The 17,391-nt window shown below is 73.2% G+C and carries 14 protein-coding genes; 7 read left to right on the top strand and 7 right to left on the bottom strand.

Going from position 1 to position 17,391, the window contains the following annotated elements:
- Positions 1–38: 38 nt before the first annotated feature.
- Genes ACZ6ZT_RS06245 through iolC form a run of 4 tightly spaced genes read right to left on the bottom strand, consistent with a single transcriptional unit; the run spans position 39 to position 5,178 of the window.
- Positions 39–1,538, bottom strand: a complete 1,500-nt coding sequence (locus ACZ6ZT_RS06245; RefSeq protein WP_469716058.1) for a CoA-acylating methylmalonate-semialdehyde dehydrogenase — start codon at positions 1,536–1,538, stop codon at positions 39–41.
- A 10-nt stretch (positions 1,539–1,548) separates the two neighbouring features.
- Positions 1,549–3,423, bottom strand: coding sequence for a 3D-(3,5/4)-trihydroxycyclohexane-1,2-dione acylhydrolase (decyclizing) (gene iolD, locus ACZ6ZT_RS06240; RefSeq protein ID WP_469716057.1), 1,875 nt, complete (start codon positions 3,421–3,423; stop codon positions 1,549–1,551).
- A complete protein-coding gene (gene iolB, locus ACZ6ZT_RS06235) occupies positions 3,420–4,247 on the bottom strand; it encodes a 5-deoxy-glucuronate isomerase (RefSeq protein ID WP_469716582.1) in 828 nt (275 codons plus the stop codon). Before iolB ends, iolD begins: the two co-directional genes overlap by 4 nt.
- 7 nt (positions 4,248–4,254) lie before the next feature.
- Positions 4,255–5,178, bottom strand: a complete 924-nt coding sequence (gene iolC / locus ACZ6ZT_RS06230; RefSeq protein WP_469716580.1) for a 5-dehydro-2-deoxygluconokinase — start codon at positions 5,176–5,178, stop codon at positions 4,255–4,257.
- A 282-nt stretch (positions 5,179–5,460) separates the two neighbouring features.
- Here iolC and ACZ6ZT_RS06225 point away from each other — a divergent pair, with 282 nt between their 5' ends.
- The 5 genes from ACZ6ZT_RS06225 (at position 5,461) to ACZ6ZT_RS06205 (ending at position 10,556) form a co-directional block, all read left to right on the top strand.
- The gene (locus ACZ6ZT_RS06225; protein WP_469716055.1) at positions 5,461–6,375 is read left to right on the top strand and encodes a sugar phosphate isomerase/epimerase family protein; all 915 of its coding nucleotides are present in this window, start codon (positions 5,461–5,463) and stop codon (positions 6,373–6,375) included.
- Positions 6,376–6,394: 19 nt separating this feature from the next.
- The gene (locus ACZ6ZT_RS06220; protein WP_469716053.1) at positions 6,395–7,411 is read left to right on the top strand and encodes a Gfo/Idh/MocA family protein; all 1,017 of its coding nucleotides are present in this window, start codon (positions 6,395–6,397) and stop codon (positions 7,409–7,411) included.
- Between the two features lie 275 nt (positions 7,412–7,686).
- A complete protein-coding gene (locus tag ACZ6ZT_RS06215) occupies positions 7,687–7,887 on the top strand; it encodes a helix-turn-helix transcriptional regulator (protein WP_469716051.1) in 201 nt (66 codons plus the stop codon).
- 78 nt (positions 7,888–7,965) lie between these two features.
- Positions 7,966–8,199 (top strand): heavy-metal-associated domain-containing protein, encoded by a 234-nt coding sequence (locus ACZ6ZT_RS06210; RefSeq protein ID WP_469716049.1) that lies wholly within the window; start codon positions 7,966–7,968, stop codon positions 8,197–8,199.
- Between the two features lie 95 nt (positions 8,200–8,294).
- Positions 8,295–10,556, top strand: a complete 2,262-nt coding sequence (locus ACZ6ZT_RS06205; protein WP_469716047.1) for a heavy metal translocating P-type ATPase — start codon at positions 8,295–8,297, stop codon at positions 10,554–10,556.
- 262 nt (positions 10,557–10,818) lie between these two features.
- On the opposite strand, the gene ACZ6ZT_RS06200 is transcribed toward ACZ6ZT_RS06205, so the two are convergent.
- Positions 10,819–12,108 carry a citrate synthase gene (locus ACZ6ZT_RS06200; RefSeq protein ID WP_048479416.1) on the bottom strand — a complete coding sequence of 430 codons (1,290 nt, stop codon included), beginning with the start codon at positions 12,106–12,108 and terminating at the stop codon, positions 10,819–10,821.
- Positions 12,109–12,290: 182 nt separating this feature from the next.
- On the bottom strand, positions 12,291–14,537 hold the full coding sequence (recD2, locus tag ACZ6ZT_RS06195) for an SF1B family DNA helicase RecD2 (protein WP_469716044.1): 2,247 nt from the start codon (positions 14,535–14,537) through the stop codon (positions 12,291–12,293).
- 287 nt (positions 14,538–14,824) lie between these two features.
- Here recD2 and ACZ6ZT_RS06190 point away from each other — a divergent pair, with 287 nt between their 5' ends.
- Entirely contained in the window at positions 14,825–15,361 is a 537-nt protein-coding gene (locus ACZ6ZT_RS06190) for a DUF937 domain-containing protein (protein ID WP_469716042.1), read from the top strand.
- A gap of 30 nt (positions 15,362–15,391) precedes the next feature.
- Here ACZ6ZT_RS06190 and ACZ6ZT_RS06185 read toward each other — a convergent pair whose 3' ends face one another.
- Positions 15,392–16,318: an EamA family transporter gene (locus ACZ6ZT_RS06185; protein ID WP_469716040.1), complete on the bottom strand. Its 927-nt coding sequence runs from the start codon at positions 16,316–16,318 to the stop codon at positions 15,392–15,394.
- Positions 16,319–16,424: 106 nt separating this feature from the next.
- Between ACZ6ZT_RS06185 and ACZ6ZT_RS06180 the strand changes: the two genes are divergently transcribed.
- Positions 16,425–17,381: a LysR substrate-binding domain-containing protein gene (locus ACZ6ZT_RS06180; RefSeq protein ID WP_469716038.1), complete on the top strand. Its 957-nt coding sequence runs from the start codon at positions 16,425–16,427 to the stop codon at positions 17,379–17,381.
- Positions 17,382–17,391 lie beyond the last annotated feature (10 nt).

Here is a 17,391-nt window from a genome sequence, read left to right as displayed (position 1 = left end):
GCCGGTGAGGGTGGCCGGGGGTGCCGTGGTGTGGGGGGTCAGTGGTTGCGGGGGAAGCCCAGGTCTACGCCGGACGGGGTGTCGGCCGGGTCCGGCCAGCGGGTGGTGACTACCTTGCCGCGGGTGTAGAAGTGGATGCCGTCGTTGCCGTAGATGTGGTGGTCACCGAAGAGCGAGTCCTTCCAGCCACCGAAGGAGTGGTAGCCCACCGGCACCGGGATCGGCACGTTGACGCCGACCATGCCCGCCTCGATCTCCAGCTGGAAGCGGCGCGCCGCGCCGCCGTCGCGGGTGAAGATCGCGGTGCCGTTGCCGAACGGCGAGGCGTTGATGAGCGCCACGCCCTCCTCGTAGGTCTCGGCGCGCAGCACGCACAGCACCGGGCCGAAGATCTCGTCGCGGTAGGCGTCGGAGTCGGTCTTGACGTTGTCGAGCAGGGACAGGCCGATCCAGTGGCCGTTCTCCCGGCCCTCCACCGTGTAGCCGGTGCCGTCGAGGACCACGTCCGCGCCCTGGGCGGCGGCGCCCGTGACGTAGGAGGCGACCTTGTCGCGGTGGGCGGCGGTGATCAGCGGGCCCATCTCGGAGGCCGGGTCGTTGCCGGGGCCGATCTTGATCTTCTCGGCGCGCTCGCGGATCTTCTCGACGAGCTCGTCGGCGATGGAGCCGACGGCCACGACCGCCGAGATCGCCATGCAGCGCTCGCCGGCCGAGCCGTAGGCGGCGGAGACGGCCGCGTCGGCGGCGGCGTCCAGGTCGGCGTCCGGGAGCACCAGCATGTGGTTCTTGGCGCCGCCCAGCGCCTGGACGCGCTTGCCGTTGGCGGAGGCGGTGGTGTGGATGTGCCGGGCGATCGGGGTGGAGCCCACGAAGGAGACGGCGGCGATGCCGGGGTGCGCGAGGAGCGCGTCGACGGCCACCTTGTCGCCGTGCAGGACGTTCAGGACGCCCGCCGGCAGACCGGCCTCGCTCGCCAGCTCGGCCAGCTTGTTGGCGGCGGAGGGGTCCTTCTCGCTCGGCTTGAGGATGAAGGTGTTGCCGCAGGCGATGGCCAGCGGGAACATCCACATCGGCACCATCGCCGGGAAGTTGAAGGGGGTGATGCCCGCGACGACGCCCAGCGGCTGACGGATGGAGGAGACGTCCACGCGGTTGGAGACCGAGGTGGACAGCTCGCCCTTGAGCTGGGTGGTGATCCCGCAGGCCAGCTCGACGATCTCCAGGCCGCGCGCGACCTCGCCCAGCGCGTCGGAGTGCACCTTGCCGTGCTCGGCGGTGATCAGCTCGGCGATGGCGTCGCGGTTGGCGTCCAGCAGGGCGCGGTAGGCGAACAGCACCTTGGTGCGGGCCGCCAGCGAGGACTGGCCCCAGGAGAGGAAGGCCTCACGGGCGACGCGTACGGCGGCGTCGACCTCCTCGGCCGAGGCGAGGGCGACCTGCGTGGTGACCTCGCCCGTCGCCGGGTCGGTGACCGGGCCGAAGTTGCCCGACGCGCCCTCGACGGTCTTGCCACCGATCCAGTGGTTGACGGTCTTCATGCTTGCTCCTTCACAGATGGCGACGTCGCTGCGCGGCTTGCCGGTCGTACTCGTCACGGGCTCCGGCCGCGGGCCCACGGGTCGCGGTCTCGGCCACAGGAACATCCCACCACGCCTGTGCCGGGGGCGGGCCCGACACAGTGTCGGGTGTTCGGGTCTGCGCGTAGACACATGTGGGCCGGTCCGCAAACCGCGCCTCGGAGAGGGCTTTGCGCAGGTCACCGATGGTGCGGGTGCGGACGGTGGCCATGCCGAGCGAGGCGGCGTTGGCGGCGAGGTCCACCGGGAGCGGGGCGCCGTCGTAGGCGCCGTCCGGCCCCCGGAAGCGGTACGCGGTGGCGAAGCCCTCGCCGCCGACCGACTCGGAGAGGCCGCCGATGGAGGCGTACCCGTGGTTGTCGAGGATCACCAGCCGCAGGGGGATCCGCTCCTGGACGGCGGTGACGATCTCGGTGGGGTTCATGAGGTACGTGCCGTCGCCGACGAGCGCCCACACCGGCCGGCCGGGCGCCGCCAGGGCGGTGCCGATCGCGGCGGGGATCTCGTAGCCCATGCAGGAGTAGCCGTACTCGACGTGGTACTGGTCGGCCGAGCGGGCCCGCCACAGCTTGTGGAGGTCTCCGGGCAGCGATCCGGCGGCGTTGATCACGATGTCGGTGCCGTCCACGAGGGCGTCGAGCAGCCCCAGCACCTGGGCCTGGGTCGGCGGGCGGTCCTCGTCGCCGGCGGGTACGGCGTACGCGGCGTCCACGCGGCTCTCCCAGTCCGCCTTGGCGGCGGTGTACGCGGCGACGTACGCGGGAGCGGCCCGGTATCCGGCGACCGCGTCGAGCAGCTCCGCCAGCCCCTCGCGGGCGTCGGCCACCAGCGGCAGGGCCGCGAGCTTGTGCGCGTCGAAGGGGTCGGCGTTGAGGCCGACGAAGCGGACGCCGGGGTCCTGGAACAGCGTCCCGGAGGCGGTGGTGAAGTCGGTGAGCCGGGTCCCGGCGGCGAGGACCAGGTCGGCGCCGCGGGCCAGCGCGTCGGCGGTGGCCGTCCCCGTGTGCCCGACGCCGCCCACGTCGGCGGGGTGGTCGTACGGCAGCGCCCCCTTGCCCGCCTGCGTGGTGGCGACCGGGATCCCGGTGGCCTCCGCGAAGTCGGCGAGCGCGCGCTGGGCGGCACAGTGGCGGACCCCGCCGCCGGCGATGATCAGCGGCCGGGCGGAGCCCCGTACCGCGTCGGCGGCCCGCGCCAGCTCCCCGCGGTCGGGGCGCGGGCGGCGCACGGCCCACACCCGCTCGGCGAAGAACTCATCGGGCCACTCGTACGCCTCGGCCTGCACGTCCTGCGGCAGCGCGAGGGTGACGGCCCCCGTCGCGACGGGGTCGGTGAGCACCCGCATCGCCTGGAGGGCGGCGGGGACCAGGGCCTCGGGGCGGGTGATCCGGTCGAAGTGGCGGGAGACGGGCCGCAGCGCGTCGTTGACGGAGACGTCGCCCGCGTGCGGGACTTCGAGCTGCTGGAGCACCGGGTCGGCGGGCCGGGTCGCGAAGGTGTCCCCCGGCAGCAGGAGCACCGGGATCCGGTTGATCGTGGCGAGGGCGGCCCCGGTGACGAGGTTGGTCGCGCCGGGTCCGATGGAGGTGGTCACGGCGTGCGCGGAGAGCCGCCCGCTCTGCCGGGCGTACCCGACGGCGGCGTGCACCATCGCCTGCTCGTTGCGCCCTTGCAGGAAGGGCATGGCCGCGGGCCCGCTCTCCAGCAGGGCCTGCCCGATCCCGGCGACGTTGCCGTGGCCGAAGATGCCCCAGGTGGCGGCGATCAGCCGCTGCCGCCGGCCGTCGCGTTCCGTGTACTGGGCGGCGAGGAAGCGGATCAGGGCCTGGGCGGTGGTGAGCCTCATGCGCCGGCCTCCGTGTGTGGGGGGAAGGGCGGCCGGGGGAAGGGCAGCCGGGGGTCGACGGCCGCGTCGGTCCAGGTGCCGCGGATCCAGCCGTGGTCGGGGTGGTCGCGGATGAGCCATTCCCGGGTGGGGCCGGGCCCGGCCATCACGTTCAGGTAGTACATGTCGTGGCCGGGCGCGGCGATGGAGGGGCCGTGCCAGCCGTCCGGGATGAGGACGGCGTCGCCCGAGCGCACCTCCGTGAGGACGTCGGTCTTCCCGGCCGGGGAGGGGCTGACGCGCTGGTAGCCGAGGCCGGGGGTCGCGCCGTGCGGGGCGATCTCGAAGAAGTAGATCTCCTCCAGGCGGGATTCCTCGCCGGGGTGGTGCTCGTCGTGCTTGTGGGGCGGGTACGAGGACCAGTTCCCGCCGGGGGTGAGCACCTCGACGGCGATGAGCCGGTCGCAGGGGAAGGCGTCGGCGGCGGCGAAGTTGTTGACCTGGCGCGAGCAGGTGCCGCTGCCGCGCAGCTCGACGGGGACGGCCCCGGCGGCCCCGTACCGGGCGGGCAGCCGGCGTGCGCAGCGCGCCCCGGCCAGCGCGAAGCGCCCGCCCCGCGCCGAGGTGAGCTCGGCGTGCCCGTCCCGGGGCAGGTACGCGAAGTCGGTGGGCCCGGCGAACACACCGGGGCGCCCGCGCAGTTCGTACGCCTCGCCGTCGCCCGGGCCGGGGCGGACCCGGCAGCCGCCCGACAGCGGGAGCACGATCCATTCGGCGTCCCCGCACGTGAGGGCGTACGTCTCCCCCGGCGCGAGCTCCAGCACCCGCAGCCGGGTGAACTCCATGCCCCACTCAGACACCACCGGCACGTCCCAGCACCTCCTCCACCTCGTCGGCGTACGGCATCGCCGTCGAACACGCCAGCCGGGAGGCCACGATCGCCCCGGCCGCGTTCGCGTACCGCAGCAGCCGCTCCAGGTCCCAGCCGGCCAGCAGCCCGTGGCACAGCGCGCCCCCGAAGGCGTCCCCGGCGCCGAGCCCGTTGACCACCGTGACCGGCGTCGGGGCCACCTCCAGTGCCCGCCCGTCGCGGTGCACGGCCAGCACCCCCTCCGGTCCGCGTTTGACGACGGCCAGTTCCACCCCGGCGGCGAGCAGCGCCCGCGCGGCGGCGTACGGTTCGCGCTCGCCGGTGGCGATCTCGCACTCCTCGGTGTTGCCGACGGCGACCGTCGCGAGGGCGAGGGCCTTCGCGTACCAGGCTTCGGGCGGCCCGTCCCACAGCATCGGCCGCCAGTCCAGGTCGAAGACGGTCACACCGGATTTCGAGCGGGCCTCCAGCGCGCCGAGGGTGGCGGCTCGGCTCGGCTCCGCGCTGAGCCCGGTGCCGGTCATCCAGAAGACCCGCGCGGCCCGTACCGCCTCGCGGTCCACCTCCTCGGGCAGGATCTCCAGGTCGGGGGCCTTGGGATAGCGGTAGAAGTACAGCGGGAAGCGGTCCGGCGGGAAGATCTCGCAGAAGGTCACGGGCGTCGGGTAGCGGGCCACCTCGCCCGCCCACCGGTCGTCCACGCCGAATCCGCGCAGCTCGGCCCGCAGGTACGCGCCGAAGGGGTCGGCTCCGGTCCGGGTGATCACGGCGGTGCGGCGGCCCAGCCGGGCGGCGGCGACGGCGACGTTGGAGGGCGAGCCGCCGAGGAACCTGCCGAAGGTGTCGGCCTCGCCGAGCGGTACACCGGTCTTCAGCGGGTAGAGATCCACCCCGATCCGCCCCATCGTGATCAGGTCGTACGGGGACCCGTCATCCGGCGGCCCGCCGCCGGGGGGTCCGCCACCACCGGGCCCGCCGCCGGGGGGGCCGTCCCCGGCGGGCCCGTCATCGCCGGGCCCGCCGACGAGCCCTTCGTACGCGGCCTCGTCGCCGGCCCTTACACCGTCCGCTCCCGCCACTCGCGCCACTCGCGCCACTCCTCCCGCTCTTCCCACTCTTCCCGCTCCCCGCACCGGCCCCACCCGTCTTCCCCGTTGGTCCGAACCCCGCACCCTAAGGTGGCCGTCATGACCTCCTCCCCCTCCGCGTTGACCCGTATCCGTGTCGGTTCGGCTCCGGACTCCTGGGGAGTCTGGTTTCCGGACGATCCCGGCCAGACCCCGTGGGCGCGCTTCCTCGACGAGGTCGCCGACGCCGGGTACGAGTGGATCGAACTCGGCCCCTACGGCTACCTGCCCACCGATCCGGCCCGCCTCGCCGACGAGACCGCGAAGCGGGGGCTGAAGGTGTCCGCCGGGACCGTCTTCACCGGACTCCATCACGGGCCCGCCGTCTGGGAGCAGACCTGGGAGCACGTGTCGCGCATCGCCGCGCTCACCCGGGCCATGGGCGCGGAGCACCTGGTGGTCATCCCGTCCTTCTGGCGCGACGACAAGACCGGCGAGGTGCTGGAGGACCGGGTGCTCACCCCGGACCAATGGCGTGAACTGGCCTCCCAGACCGAGCGCCTGGGCCGGGAGGTGCGGGAGGAGTACGGGCTGCGGATCGTGGTCCACCCGCACGCCGACACGCACGTCGACACCCCCGAGAACGTGGCGCGCCTCCTGGACGCCACCGATCCCGGCCTGGTCTCCCTCTGCCTGGACACCGGGCACTACGCGTACTGCGGCGGGGACAGCGTGCGCGCGATCGAGACCTTCGGCGAGCGGATCGGCTACCTCCACCTCAAGCAGGTGGACCCGCGGATCCTCGCCGAAGTGACGGCGCAGCGGCTGCCCTTCGGCCCGGCCGTGGCGCGCGGGGTGATGTGCGAGCCGCCGTCCGGGGTGCCCGCGCTGGAACCCGTACTGGCGGCGGCGCAGCGGCTCGGGGTCGACCTGTTCGCGATCGTGGAGCAGGACATGTACCCGTGCCCCCCCGACCAGCCCCTGCCCATCGCCCGGCGCACCCGGGCCTACCTGCGCTCCTGCGGCGCCCGTTGACCCCCTGGAGGAGACACACATGAGCGGCACCCTCGGCATCGCGGTCCTCGGCGCCGGCCGGATGGGCCTCGACCACGTCCGGCGCCTCGGCACCACGGTGGGCGGCGCCCGGGTCGTCGCCGTGGCCGATCCGGACGGGGAGCGGGCCAAGGAGGCCGCGGCCGGGTTGGAGGGCGCGGGCGCGTACACGGACCCGGCGGCGGCGATGGCGGCGCCGGGGGTGGACGCCGTACTGATCGCCTCTCCCGGGCCGGCCCACGAGGAGGCCGTCCTGCACGCCCTGGAGCGGGGGCTGCCGGTGCTCTGCGAGAAGCCGCTGACCCCGGATCCGGCGGGGGCTCTGCGGATCATGGAGGCGGAGCTGCGCCTGGGGCGGCGGCTGGTGCAGGTGGGGTTCATGCGGCGGTTCGACGCCGAGTACGAGCGGCTCAAGGAACTGCTCGACGCGGGCGGGATCGGACGGCCGCTCTTCCTGCACTGCCGCCACCGCAACGCGGCCTCGCCGCCCTTCTTCACCGGCGACATGCTGATCACCGATTCGGTGGTGCACGAGGTGGACGCGGCCCGCTGGCTGCTGGGGCAGGAGATCACCGCCGTGACGGTGCTCGCGCCCGCGCCGGCCTCGGCGGCGCCGGCGGGGCTGGGCGATCCCCGGCTGGTCCTGCTGGAGACCTCGGGCGGCGCGATCGTCGACGTGGAGATCTTCGTCAACTGCGGTTTCGGCTACCAGGTCCGCTGCGAGGCGGTCGGCGAGTCGGGCACCGCCCGCATCGGGGACGGGCGCGCGATGGTCGTGGAGTCGGGCGGCCGGTGGGGCGGGGAGATCGTCCAGGACTACACGACCCGGTTCGCCGACGCCTACGACCGGCAGGTGCGCCGGTGGGTGGCCGCCGCCGCGCGGGGGCGGGTGGCCGGGCCCGACGTCTGGGACGGGTACGCGGCCGCGGCCGTCTCCGAGGCGGGACTCGCGGCCGCGCACGGCGGGGTACGGACGGCGGTGCGGCTGGTGGAACGGCCGGAGCTGTACGCCCGCTGAGCCCCCCGGGCCGCCCGCCCCCACCCCCACCCGTGGCCGCCCCGGGGGCTCCTGTGGCGGGGGAATTCCTGTGGCCCTTCTGTCACAGGAGTCCCCTTCCTGTCACGCATGTCCGCATTACTCGGGTTTTTCGTCACAGGCGTTCGACAGCCGCTCCCCTGCCTCCACCGCACGTCGTTCTCCGGGCACAACCCGAGTGATCGTCAGTGTCCACGTGCCGGCTCCCCCGACGGCCTCCCGGCCGGCCCCGCGGCGTGGACCAGGAGGTGTCGTGCATGAGCGACCGAACGCTGTGGTCCTACAAGGAGATCGCCGCCCACATCCGGGTCCAGCCGGACACCGTGCGCTCGTACCGCAAACACGGACTGCTGCCCACCCCCGACCACGTGGAAGGCGGCAAGCCCTACTGGTACGCCGACACGATCCGCACCTGGGTGTCGCGCCGCCCGGGAAACCGGGGACGGCGCGAGGATTGAGGTACGGATGTGCGCTCTCAAATACCCCCTAGGGGTATAATCTGGGAGCAGAGTGACACCCCCGAGAAGGAGAACGACATGACCGCCGAGACGGACACCCAGACCACGGCCGTGTACCAGGTCACCGGGATGACCTGTGGGCACTGCGAGGGCGCCGTGACCGCCGAGCTGACCGCGCTGGCGGGCGTGAGCTCGGTCAAGGCCGTCGCCGCCACCGGCGAGGTCACCGTGGTCTCCGCGGCCCCGCTCGCCGAGGCCGACGTCCGCGCCGCCGTGGACGAGGCGGGCTACGAGCTCGCCGGCCGGGTCTGAGCCCCGTCCCACCCCCCTCGCGGTACCCAGCCGGTCCGTACCGGCCAGCTCATACTGGTCCCGTACGGGCCGGCCCTCCCCATGGAGCCGGAAAGATGACCAGCACAGTCCACGACGGGCCCATAGCGGCGGTCGAGCTCTCGATCGGCGGGATGACCTGCGCCTCCTGCGCCGCCCGGATCGAGAAGAAGCTCAACCGGATGGACGGCGTCGAGGCCACGGTGAACTACGCCACCGAGAAGGCCCACGTCTCCTACTCCGCGGACGTGCGGGTCGCCGACCTGATCGCGACCGTCGTCAAGACCGGCTACACCGCCGAGGAACCCGCGCCGCCGCCCCCGCCCGTGGCCGGAACGGAACCTGAGGCGCGGGCCGCGCCCGGAAGCGATTCCGAGCTCGCCGCGCTGCGGCAGCGGCTGCTGGTGTCCGCCGCGCTCGCCCTGCCCGTCGTCCTGCTCTCGATGGTCCCGGCCCTGCAGTTCGACAACTGGCAGTGGCTCTCGCTGACCCTCGCCGCCCCCGTCGTCGTCTGGGGCGGCCTGCCCTTCCACCGGGCCGCCTGGACCAACGCCCGGCACGGCGCCGCCACCATGGACACCCTGGTGTCGGTCGGCACCCTGGCCGCCTTCAGCTGGTCGGTGTGGGCCCTGTTCTTCGGGCGGGCGGGCATGACGGGCATGCGGCACGGCTTCGACGTGACCGTCTCGCGCGGCGACGGCGCCTCCGCCCTCTACCTGGAGGTCGCGGCCGGCGTCGTCGCCCTCATCCTGCTGGGCCGCTACCTGGAGGCACGCTCCAAGCGGAAGGCGGGCGCGGCCCTGCGGGCCCTGCTGGAGCTGGGCGCCAAGGACGTCGCCGTGCTGCGCGGCGACCGGGAGGTGCGCGTACCGGCGGAAACCCTAGCCGTCGGCGACCGGTTCGTGGTGCGGCCCGGCGAGAAGATCGCCACCGACGGCACCGTCGTCGAGGGCTCCTCCGCCGTGGACGCCTCCATGCTCACCGGGGAGTCCGTACCCGTCGAGCGGACCGTCGGGGACCCGGTGACCGGAGCCACGGTCAACGCCTCCGGCCGGCTCGTCGTGGAGGCCACCCGGGTCGGGGCCGACACCCAGCTCGCCCGGATGGCCCGGATGGTCGAGGCCGCGCAGAGCGGCAAGGCCGAGGTGCAGCGGCTCGCCGACCGCGTCTCCGGCGTCTTCGTGCCGGTTGTGCTGCTCCTCGCGTTCGGCACCTGGGTCACCTGGCTGCTGATCACCGACGACCCCACCGCCGCCTTCACCGCCGCCGTGGCCGTCCTGATCATCGCCTGCCCCTGCGCCCTGGGCCTGGCCACCCCGACCGCGCTGATGGTGGGCACCGGGCGGGGGGCCCAGCTGGGCATCCTGATCAAGGGACCCGAGGTGCTGGAGTCCACCCGGCGGGTGGACACCGTCGTCCTGGACAAGACCGGCACCGTCACCACCGGCCGGATGGCCTGCACCGGGGTGCACGCCGCCGAGGGCGTCGACGCCCGCGAACTGTTGCGGCTGGCCGGGTCGCTGGAACACGCCTCGGAGCATCCGATCGCGCGGGCCGTCGCGGCGGCGGCCGAGGACCTCGGCGACGGTCTGGCGCCGGTGGAGGGCTTCCGCGCTCACGGCGGCCTCGGCGTCGAGGGCACCGTCGAGGGGCGCGCCGTCCTCGTCGGGCGCGAGCGGCTGCTGGCCGCGCGGGGCGTCACCGTGCCCGCCGCCCTGGCCGACGCCGGGGCGGCCGCCGGGGCGGCGGGCGGCACGGCCGTCCTGGTCGCCTGGGACGGGGAGGCCCGCGGGGTGCTGACCGTGGCCGACACCGTCAAGGAGACCAGCGCCGAGGCCGTGACCCGGCTGCGCGGCCTCGGCCTCACCCCGATCCTGCTGACCGGGGACCACGAGGCGGTGGCCGCGGCGGTGGCCCGTGAGGTGGGCATCGAGCGGGTCGTCGCCGGGGTGCTCCCCGAGGACAAGGCGGAGGTGGTCCGCCGGCTCCAGGCCGAGGGCCGTACGGTCGCCATGGTGGGCGACGGCGTCAACGACGCGGCCGCGCTGGCACAGGCCGACCTGGGGCTGGCCATGGGCACCGGTACCGACGCGGCCATCGAGGCCGCGGACCTGACCCTCGTACGGGGCGACCTGCGGGTGGCGGCGGACGCGATCCGGCTGTCCCGGCGGACCCTCGCCGTGATCAAGGGCAACCTCTTCTGGGCCTTCGGCTACAACGTGGCGGCCCTGCCGCTGGCGGCGGCGGGCCTGCTCAACCCGATGATCGCGGGGGCCGCGATGGCCTTCTCCTCGGTTTTCGTGGTGACCAACAGCCTCCGGTTGCGCTCCTTCCGGTAGTGGATCTCCTCCTCCGGCCCTCCACAGTTCCTTCACTGGAGACGCAGATCACAGTGATCGCAGCGTAACTATCCGGGGTCGGCCCAGGTCTAATGGGGTGATGCCGGAACGTCCTGACGGATGTTCCGTGGGCACACCGACGCCCCGGCACGGGTCCCGTGGGGGGAATCCGCCGCCGGGGAAAGGAAAGCGCCCCGACCGTCGACCCGTGGGGGGATCGACGGCGGGGCGCTTTTCGTACGCTCTGCCGTGGGGCTCGCGGTCAGCGGGCCTCGACGGGGACGAAGTCGCGCAGGACCTCGCCGGTGTAGATCTGGCGCGGGCGGCCGATGCGGGAGCCGGGCTCCTTGATCATCTCGTGCCACTGGGCGATCCAGCCGGGGAGCCGGCCGAGCGCGAAGAGCACGGTGAACATCTCGGTCGGGAAGCCCATGGCCCGGTAGATCAGGCCGGTGTAGAAGTCCACGTTCGGGTAGAGGTTGCGCTCGACGAAGTACTCGTCGGCCAGCGCGTGCTCTTCCAGCTTGAGCGCGATGTCCAGCAGCTCGTCGCTCTTGCCGAGCGCCGAGAGGACGTCGTGCGCCGCCGCCTTGATGATCTTCGCCCGGGGGTCGAAGCTCTTGTAGACGCGGTGCCCGAAGCCCATCAGGCGGACGCCGTCCTCCTTGTTCTTCACCTTGCGGATGAAGGCGTCGACGTCGCCGCCGTCGTTCTTGATGCCTTCCAGCATCTCCAGAACGGACTGGTTGGCGCCGCCGTGCAGGGGGCCCCACAGGGCGGAGATGCCGGCGGAGATCGAGGCGAACATGTTCGCCTGCGAGGAGCCGACCAGGCGCACGGTGGAGGTCGAGCAGTTCTGCTCGTGGTCCGCGTGCAGGATGAGCAGCTTGTCCAGCGCGGAGACCACGACCGGGTCCAGGTCGTACTCCTGGGCCGGCACGGAGAAGGTCATGCGCAGGAAGTTCTCGACGTAGCCGAGGTCGTTGCGCGGGTAGACCACCGGGTGGCCGACCGACTTCTTGTACGCGTACGCGGCGATCGTCGGGAGCTTAGCCAGCAGCCGGATCGTCGAGAGGTGGCGCTGCTTCTCGTCGAACGGGTTGTGGCTGTCCTGGTAGAACGTCGACAGCGCGCTGACCACGGAGGACAGCATCGCCATCGGGTGCGCGTCGCGCGGGAAGCCGTCGTAGAAGCGCTTGACGTCCTCGTGCAGCAGCGTGTGCTGGGTGATCTCGTTGCGGAAGGACGCGAGCTGGTCGACGGTCGGCAGCTCACCGTTGATCAGCAGGTAGGCGACCTCGATGAAGGTCGAGCGCTCCGCCAGCTGCTCGATCGGGTAGCCGCGGTAGCGCAGGATGCCCTGCTCGCCGTCGAGGTAGGTAATCGCGGACTTGTAGGCGGCGGTGTTTCCGTAGCCGCTGTCCAGAGTGACGAGCCCGGTCTGGGCCCTCAGCTTCGAGATGTCGAAGCCCTGGTCACCGACGGTGCTCTCGACCACCGGGTAGGTGTATTCACCGTCCGCGTACCGGAGTACTACAGAGTTGTCGCTCACGTCATCCCTCACCGACGTAGTGCCTCTTCTTCGAGGTGCCCTGACTGCCTCTACCTTCCCCCATTTGGCACAGGTGAGTGCACTCGGGGTCGGGGTTTGGTGTTTTTGACGGCACTGAGTGCCTTCAAGCTGCCCATCCTGCCCCCTCGTCCCCGTGGCGGATAGCCCAAATGATCGATCATCTAGGTGATGTTTCCCACCGGTATCCGTCCGGCGAGTCTGGGAGCGACCGCCGTGTACCTCCTGCCTGCGGAAACGGTGCGCACCGCCTGCCCGAGGGCTTTGCGCGAGCCGACCAGGACGACCAGTTTCTTGGCCCGGGTCACCGCCGTGTAGAGCAGATTCCGCTGGAGCATCATCCAGGCCCCCGTGGTGACGGGGATCACGACCGCCGGGTATTCGCTCCCCTGGGAGCGGTGGATGGTGACGGCGTACGCGTGGACGAGCTCGTCGAGCTCCGCGAACTCGTACGCCACCTCCTCGTCCTCCTCCGTACGGACGGTCAGCCGCTGCTCGTCGAGGTCGAGGGCGGTGACCACGCCGACGGTGCCGTTGAAGACGCCGTTGGCGCCCTTCTCGTAGTTGTTGCGGATCTGGGTGACCTTGTCGCCGACCCGGAAGACCCGGCCGCCGAAGCGCTTCTCGGGCAGGTTCGGCCGGGCCGGGGTGATGGCCTGCTGGAGCAGTCCGTTGAGGTTTCCGGCGCCGGCCGGGCCCCGGTGCATGGGCGCCAGCACCTGGATGTCGCGCCGCGGGTCCAGTCCGAACCGGGCCGGAATGCGCCGGGCGGCCACGTCCACGGCGAGCACGCCGGCCGCCTCGGTGTCCTCCTCGGGGAACAGGAAGAAGTCCGGCAGCCCGTCGGTGAGGGGCGGGACGCCGGTGTTGATGCGGTGGGCGTTGGTGACCACGCCGGACTGCTGGGCCTGCCGGAAGATCCTGGTCAGCCGGACGGCGGGGACCGGGCCGCCCTCGGCCAGCAGGTCCCGGAGCACCTCCCCGGCGCCGACGGAGGGCAGCTGGTCCACATCGCCGACGAGCAGCAGGTGCGCGCCGGGGGCGACGGCCTTGACGAGTTTGTTCGCCAGCAGCAGATCCAGCATCGAGGCCTCGTCGACCACGACGAGATCGGCGTCCAGGGGCCGGTCCCGGTCGTAGGCCGCGTCCCCGCCCGGCTTGAGCTCCAGCAGCCGGTGCACGGTGGAGGCCTCGGCCCCGGTCAGCTCCGAGAGGCGCTTGGCGGCCCGGCCGGTGGGGGCGGCGAGGACCACCTTGGCCTTCTTGGCCCGGGCCAGTTCCACGATGGAGCGCACGGTGAAGGACTTGCCGCAGCCGGGGCCACCGGTGAGGACCGCGACCCGGCGGGTGAGGGCGAGGCGCACGGCGTCACGCTGCTCGGGGGCGAGGGCCGCTCCGGTGCGCCCGGCCAGCCAGCCGAAAGCCTTCTCCCAGTCCACGTCCTGGAAGCCCGCCATCCGGTCCTCTTCGGCGTTCAGGAGCCGGCGTACCTGGCCGGCCAGCGACAGCTCCGCCCGGTGGAAGGGGACGAGGTACACGGCGGTGAGGGGGTCGGGGCCGCCCTGCGGATCGGGCACCGGTTCCCGTACGACGCCTTCCGGATCCGCGGCGAGTTCGGCCAGGCAGTCGATGACCAGGCCGGTGTCGACCTGGAGCAGCTTGACCCCGTCGGCGATGAGCCGTTCCTCCGGGAGGAAGCAGTGGCCCTGGTCGGTGGACTGGGACAGGGCGTACTGGAGCCCGGCCTTGACCCGTTCCGGGCTGTCGTGCGGGATGCCGACGGCCTGGGCGATGCGGTCGGCGGTGAGGAAGCCGATGCCCCACACGTCGGCGGCGAGGCGGTAGGGCTGGTTCCGCACCACCGAGACGGAGGCGTCCCCGTACTTCTTGTAGATGCGCACGGCGATCGAGGTGGAGACGCCGACGCCCTGGAGGAAGACCATGACCTCCTTGATGGCCTTCTGCTCCTCCCAGGCGGCACCGATCATCTTCGTCCGCTTGGGTCCCAGGCCGGAGACCTCCACCAGGCGCTTCGGCTCGGTCTCGATGACGTCGAGGGTGTCGGTGCCGAAGTGCTCCACGATCCGGTCGGCCATCTTGGGGCCGATCCCCTTGATGAGGCCGGAGCCGAGGTAGCGGCGGATGCCCTGGATGGTGGCGGGCAGGATCGTGGAGTAGTTCTCGACGGTGAACTGCCTGCCGTACTGGGGGTGGGAGCCCCAGCGGCCCTCCATGCGCAGGGATTCGCCGGGCTGCGCGCCGAGCAGCGAGCCGACGACGGTCAGCAGGTCTCCGGCGCCGCGGCCGGTGTCGACCCGGGCGACGGTGTACCCGCTCTCCTCGTTGGCGTAGGTGATGCGCTCCAGCACCCCCTCGACCACCGCCAGTTGCACGGCCCCGTTGGTTGTCATGGCACGAAGCTACCCTCCGGCGCCGACAGCCCGCCGGGGGCTGTGGACAACGCCGCCCCCGCACCGTCGCACCAGAAGGGGGTCCGGCCTTCCGGCCGGACCCCCTCACGGTTACCCCTCCCTCGCCGGACTTCCCGATCCCCCCGGATCCCCTCCCGGAAGTGCCGACGTACCGTACGACCCGCCATCGCCCCGGAGGGTTGCACGCGGAAGCGGAGCTTTACGTTTCTATTACCCGTCGCCCGCTCAAGGTGCCGGTGAATCGGGACGGACGTAGCGTTTCCGGCATGAGCGAATCTTCCTTCCAGGACGACGTGCTGGGCGAGCTCGGCGACGACCGGCTGAACGAGATCGCCGGACTGCTCGGCACCGACGCCCACGGCGCGCGCGAGACCGTCACGGAGACCGTGGGCGCCATGACGGGCGGCCTCCAGCAGAAGGCCGGCGCCGACGACGCGGACGGCGCCGAGGTCCGCCAGGCCTTCGCGGAGGTGTCCGAGCCCCCGCTCCAGGGCGTGTCCACCCTCGGCGGCGGCCTGGGCGGCCTGCTCGGCGGCGGGATGATGGCCGGCGTACTGGCCAAGGTGAGCAAGCCCGTGGCCAACGCCGTCGCGAAGAAGACCGGCCTCCCGGTGGCGACCGTCAGCCGGGTCGTCGAGATGCTGATCCCGGTGGTCCTGGCGGTCTTCGCCAAGCGTGCCACGGCCGGCAAGGCGGGCCCCGGCGGGACCACCGCCGGCGCGCCCGGGGGCGGCACGGCCCCGGGCGGGAGCGGCGGCCTCGGCGACCTGCTGGGCCAGATCCTGGGCGGCGGCAAGAAGTAGCGGCGCCGCACCGCGCGTACGGCGCCGCTCTCACGGGGCCGGACTGGCGGCCGCCGCCGCTCGGGCACCCCCCGGCCGGAGCGCGGCCTCGCGCGCGCCCGCCCGCGCCGGGGCCAGGAAGGTCAGCCCCACCCCGCCGACCAGCAGCACCGCCGCCAGCCAGCGCAGCCCCGAGACCCCCTCGCCCAGCACGAGGGCGGCCGAGGACATCCCGAAGACCGGCACGAGCAGCGAGAACGGCGCCACGGAGGAGGCCGGGTAGCGGCGCAGCAGGTACCCCCAGGCGCCGAAGCCGAAGACGGTGGACACCCAGGCGACGTACCCGATGACGGCCACCCCCGACCAGTCGAGGGCGCGCAGCGCGGCCAGGTCCCGGTCGGGCCCCTCCACCAGCAGCGAGAGCCCGAACAGCGGGACGACGGGGACGGTGCACACCCACACCATGAAGTTGAGGGCGTCCGGCGGTGCGGCCCGCCGGGTCAGCACGTTGGACACGCCCCAGCAGGCGGCGGCCGCGACGACCAGCGCGAAGCCGGTCACCGGCCCCGACAGGCCCTGGTCGGCGGCGGCGACCGCGATGCCCGCCAGGGCCACCCCCATGCCCGCCAGCCGGACCCGGCCGGGCCGTTCGCGCAGGACGACGGCGGCGAGGACGGCGGTGAAGACGGCCTGGACCTGGAGCACCAGCGAGGACAGCCCGGCCGGCATCCCGGCGGCCATGCCGGTGAACAGCAGCCCGAACTTGGCGATGCCGAGGGCCACTCCGACCCCGAGGATCCACTTCCAGGCGACCTTGGGCCGGCCGACGAAGAACACGGCGGGCAGCGCGGCGACGAGGAAGCGCAGGGCGGACAGCAGCAGCGGCGGGAAGTGGCCGAGGCCGATCTCGATGACGACGAAGTTGAAGCCCCAGACGGCGGCGACGAGGACGGCGAGTGCGGTGTGTACGGGACGCATGCCCCGAGCATCGGCGTCCCGACCGTGAAGCACCAGCGCGGATCACTTCCGTGATGGATGAAGCAACGCTTACGGGTACGGGGGCGCGGCGGCCTACGATGGGGCCATGCTCGACCTCTCCCGGCTGCGCGCCCTGCACGCCGTCTCCGTCCACGGCTCGGTCGCCGCCGCCGCGGCGGCCCTCGGCTACACCCCCTCCGCGGTCTCGCAGCAGATCGCCAAGCTGGAACGGGAGACCCGCACCACGCTGCTGGAGCGGCGCGGCCGCGGAGTCGCCCTGACCGAGGAGGCCCGGCACCTGGCCGACACGGCCCGGGAGCTGCTGGCGATCGTGGAGCGCGCCGAGACCACCCTGGAGGAGCGGCGCGGCCGGCCGAGCGGGCTGCTGACGGTGGCCGCGTTCGCCTCGGCGGCGCGCGGACTGCTGCCGGAGGTCCTGGCCGGCCTGGCCCGGCGCCACCCCGCCCTCGACGTACGCCTCACGGAGGTGGACCCCCACCTCTCGGTGGACCTGGTGGCCCGGGGGGTCACCGACCTGGCGGTGGCGCACGACTGGGACATCGCCCCGCTGCCGGCTCCCGAGGGCGTCGAGCAGGCGGTGATCGGGGACGACCGCTGCGACCTGGTGGTTCCGGCCGGGCACCCCTTCACCGCCCGGCGGGTGGTGCGCCGCTCCGACCTGGGGGGCGAGCGGTGGGTGTGCCAGCCGCCCGGCCGGGTCTGCCACGACTGGCTGGTGCGGACCCTGCGGTCGGCCGGGTTCGAGCCGGAGATCGCGCACGTGGCCGAGGAGAACCACACCATCGTGGCCCTGGTCGCGGCCGGGCTCGGAATCGCCGTCGTGCCCCGGCTGGGCACCGGCGCGCTGCCGCCGGGCGCGGTGGCGGTACCACTGGAGCCGGCCCCCGTACGCAGGTTGTGCGCCCTGTGGCGGACCGGGGCGGCCCGCCGCCCGGCGATCACCGAGGCCGTCCGCGCCCTCCAGGAGCACTGGGCCGGCGCGGCCCCCCGTCCGGGGGACCTCCCGAGTGTCCCCGGGACGCCGGGAGCACCCCGCCAGTAGGGTCCGGCGG

This window comes from Streptomyces sp. NPDC102258, assembly GCF_055584685.1.
Note: the sequence above shows the minus strand (reverse complement) of the source record. Positions and strands in the feature narration are given on the sequence as shown.

Coding starts and splice junctions, on each gene's coding strand:
- ACZ6ZT_RS06225 (WP_469716055.1), top strand. CDS start 5,461: ATGACCTCCTCCCCCTCCGCGTTGACCCGTATCCGTGTCGGTTCGGCT.
- ACZ6ZT_RS06220 (WP_469716053.1), top strand. CDS start 6,395: ATGAGCGGCACCCTCGGCATCGCGGTCCTCGGCGCCGGCCGGATGGGC.
- ACZ6ZT_RS06180 (WP_469716038.1), top strand. CDS start 16,425: ATGCTCGACCTCTCCCGGCTGCGCGCCCTGCACGCCGTCTCCGTCCAC.
- ACZ6ZT_RS06190 (WP_469716042.1), top strand. CDS start 14,825: ATGAGCGAATCTTCCTTCCAGGACGACGTGCTGGGCGAGCTCGGCGAC.
- iolB (WP_469716582.1), bottom strand. CDS start 4,247: ATGGAGTTCACCCGGCTGCGGGTGCTGGAGCTCGCGCCGGGGGAGACG.
- iolC (WP_469716580.1), bottom strand. CDS start 5,178: ATGGGGCGGATCGGGGTGGATCTCTACCCGCTGAAGACCGGTGTACCG.
- recD2 (WP_469716044.1), bottom strand. CDS start 14,537: ATGACAACCAACGGGGCCGTGCAACTGGCGGTGGTCGAGGGGGTGCTG.
- ACZ6ZT_RS06205 (WP_469716047.1), top strand. CDS start 8,295: ATGACCAGCACAGTCCACGACGGGCCCATAGCGGCGGTCGAGCTCTCG.
- ACZ6ZT_RS06210 (WP_469716049.1), top strand. CDS start 7,966: ATGACCGCCGAGACGGACACCCAGACCACGGCCGTGTACCAGGTCACC.
- ACZ6ZT_RS06245 (WP_469716058.1), bottom strand. CDS start 1,538: ATGAAGACCGTCAACCACTGGATCGGTGGCAAGACCGTCGAGGGCGCG.
- ACZ6ZT_RS06215 (WP_469716051.1), top strand. CDS start 7,687: ATGAGCGACCGAACGCTGTGGTCCTACAAGGAGATCGCCGCCCACATC.
- iolD (WP_469716057.1), bottom strand. CDS start 3,423: ATGAGGCTCACCACCGCCCAGGCCCTGATCCGCTTCCTCGCCGCCCAG.
- ACZ6ZT_RS06185 (WP_469716040.1), bottom strand. CDS start 16,318: ATGCGTCCCGTACACACCGCACTCGCCGTCCTCGTCGCCGCCGTCTGG.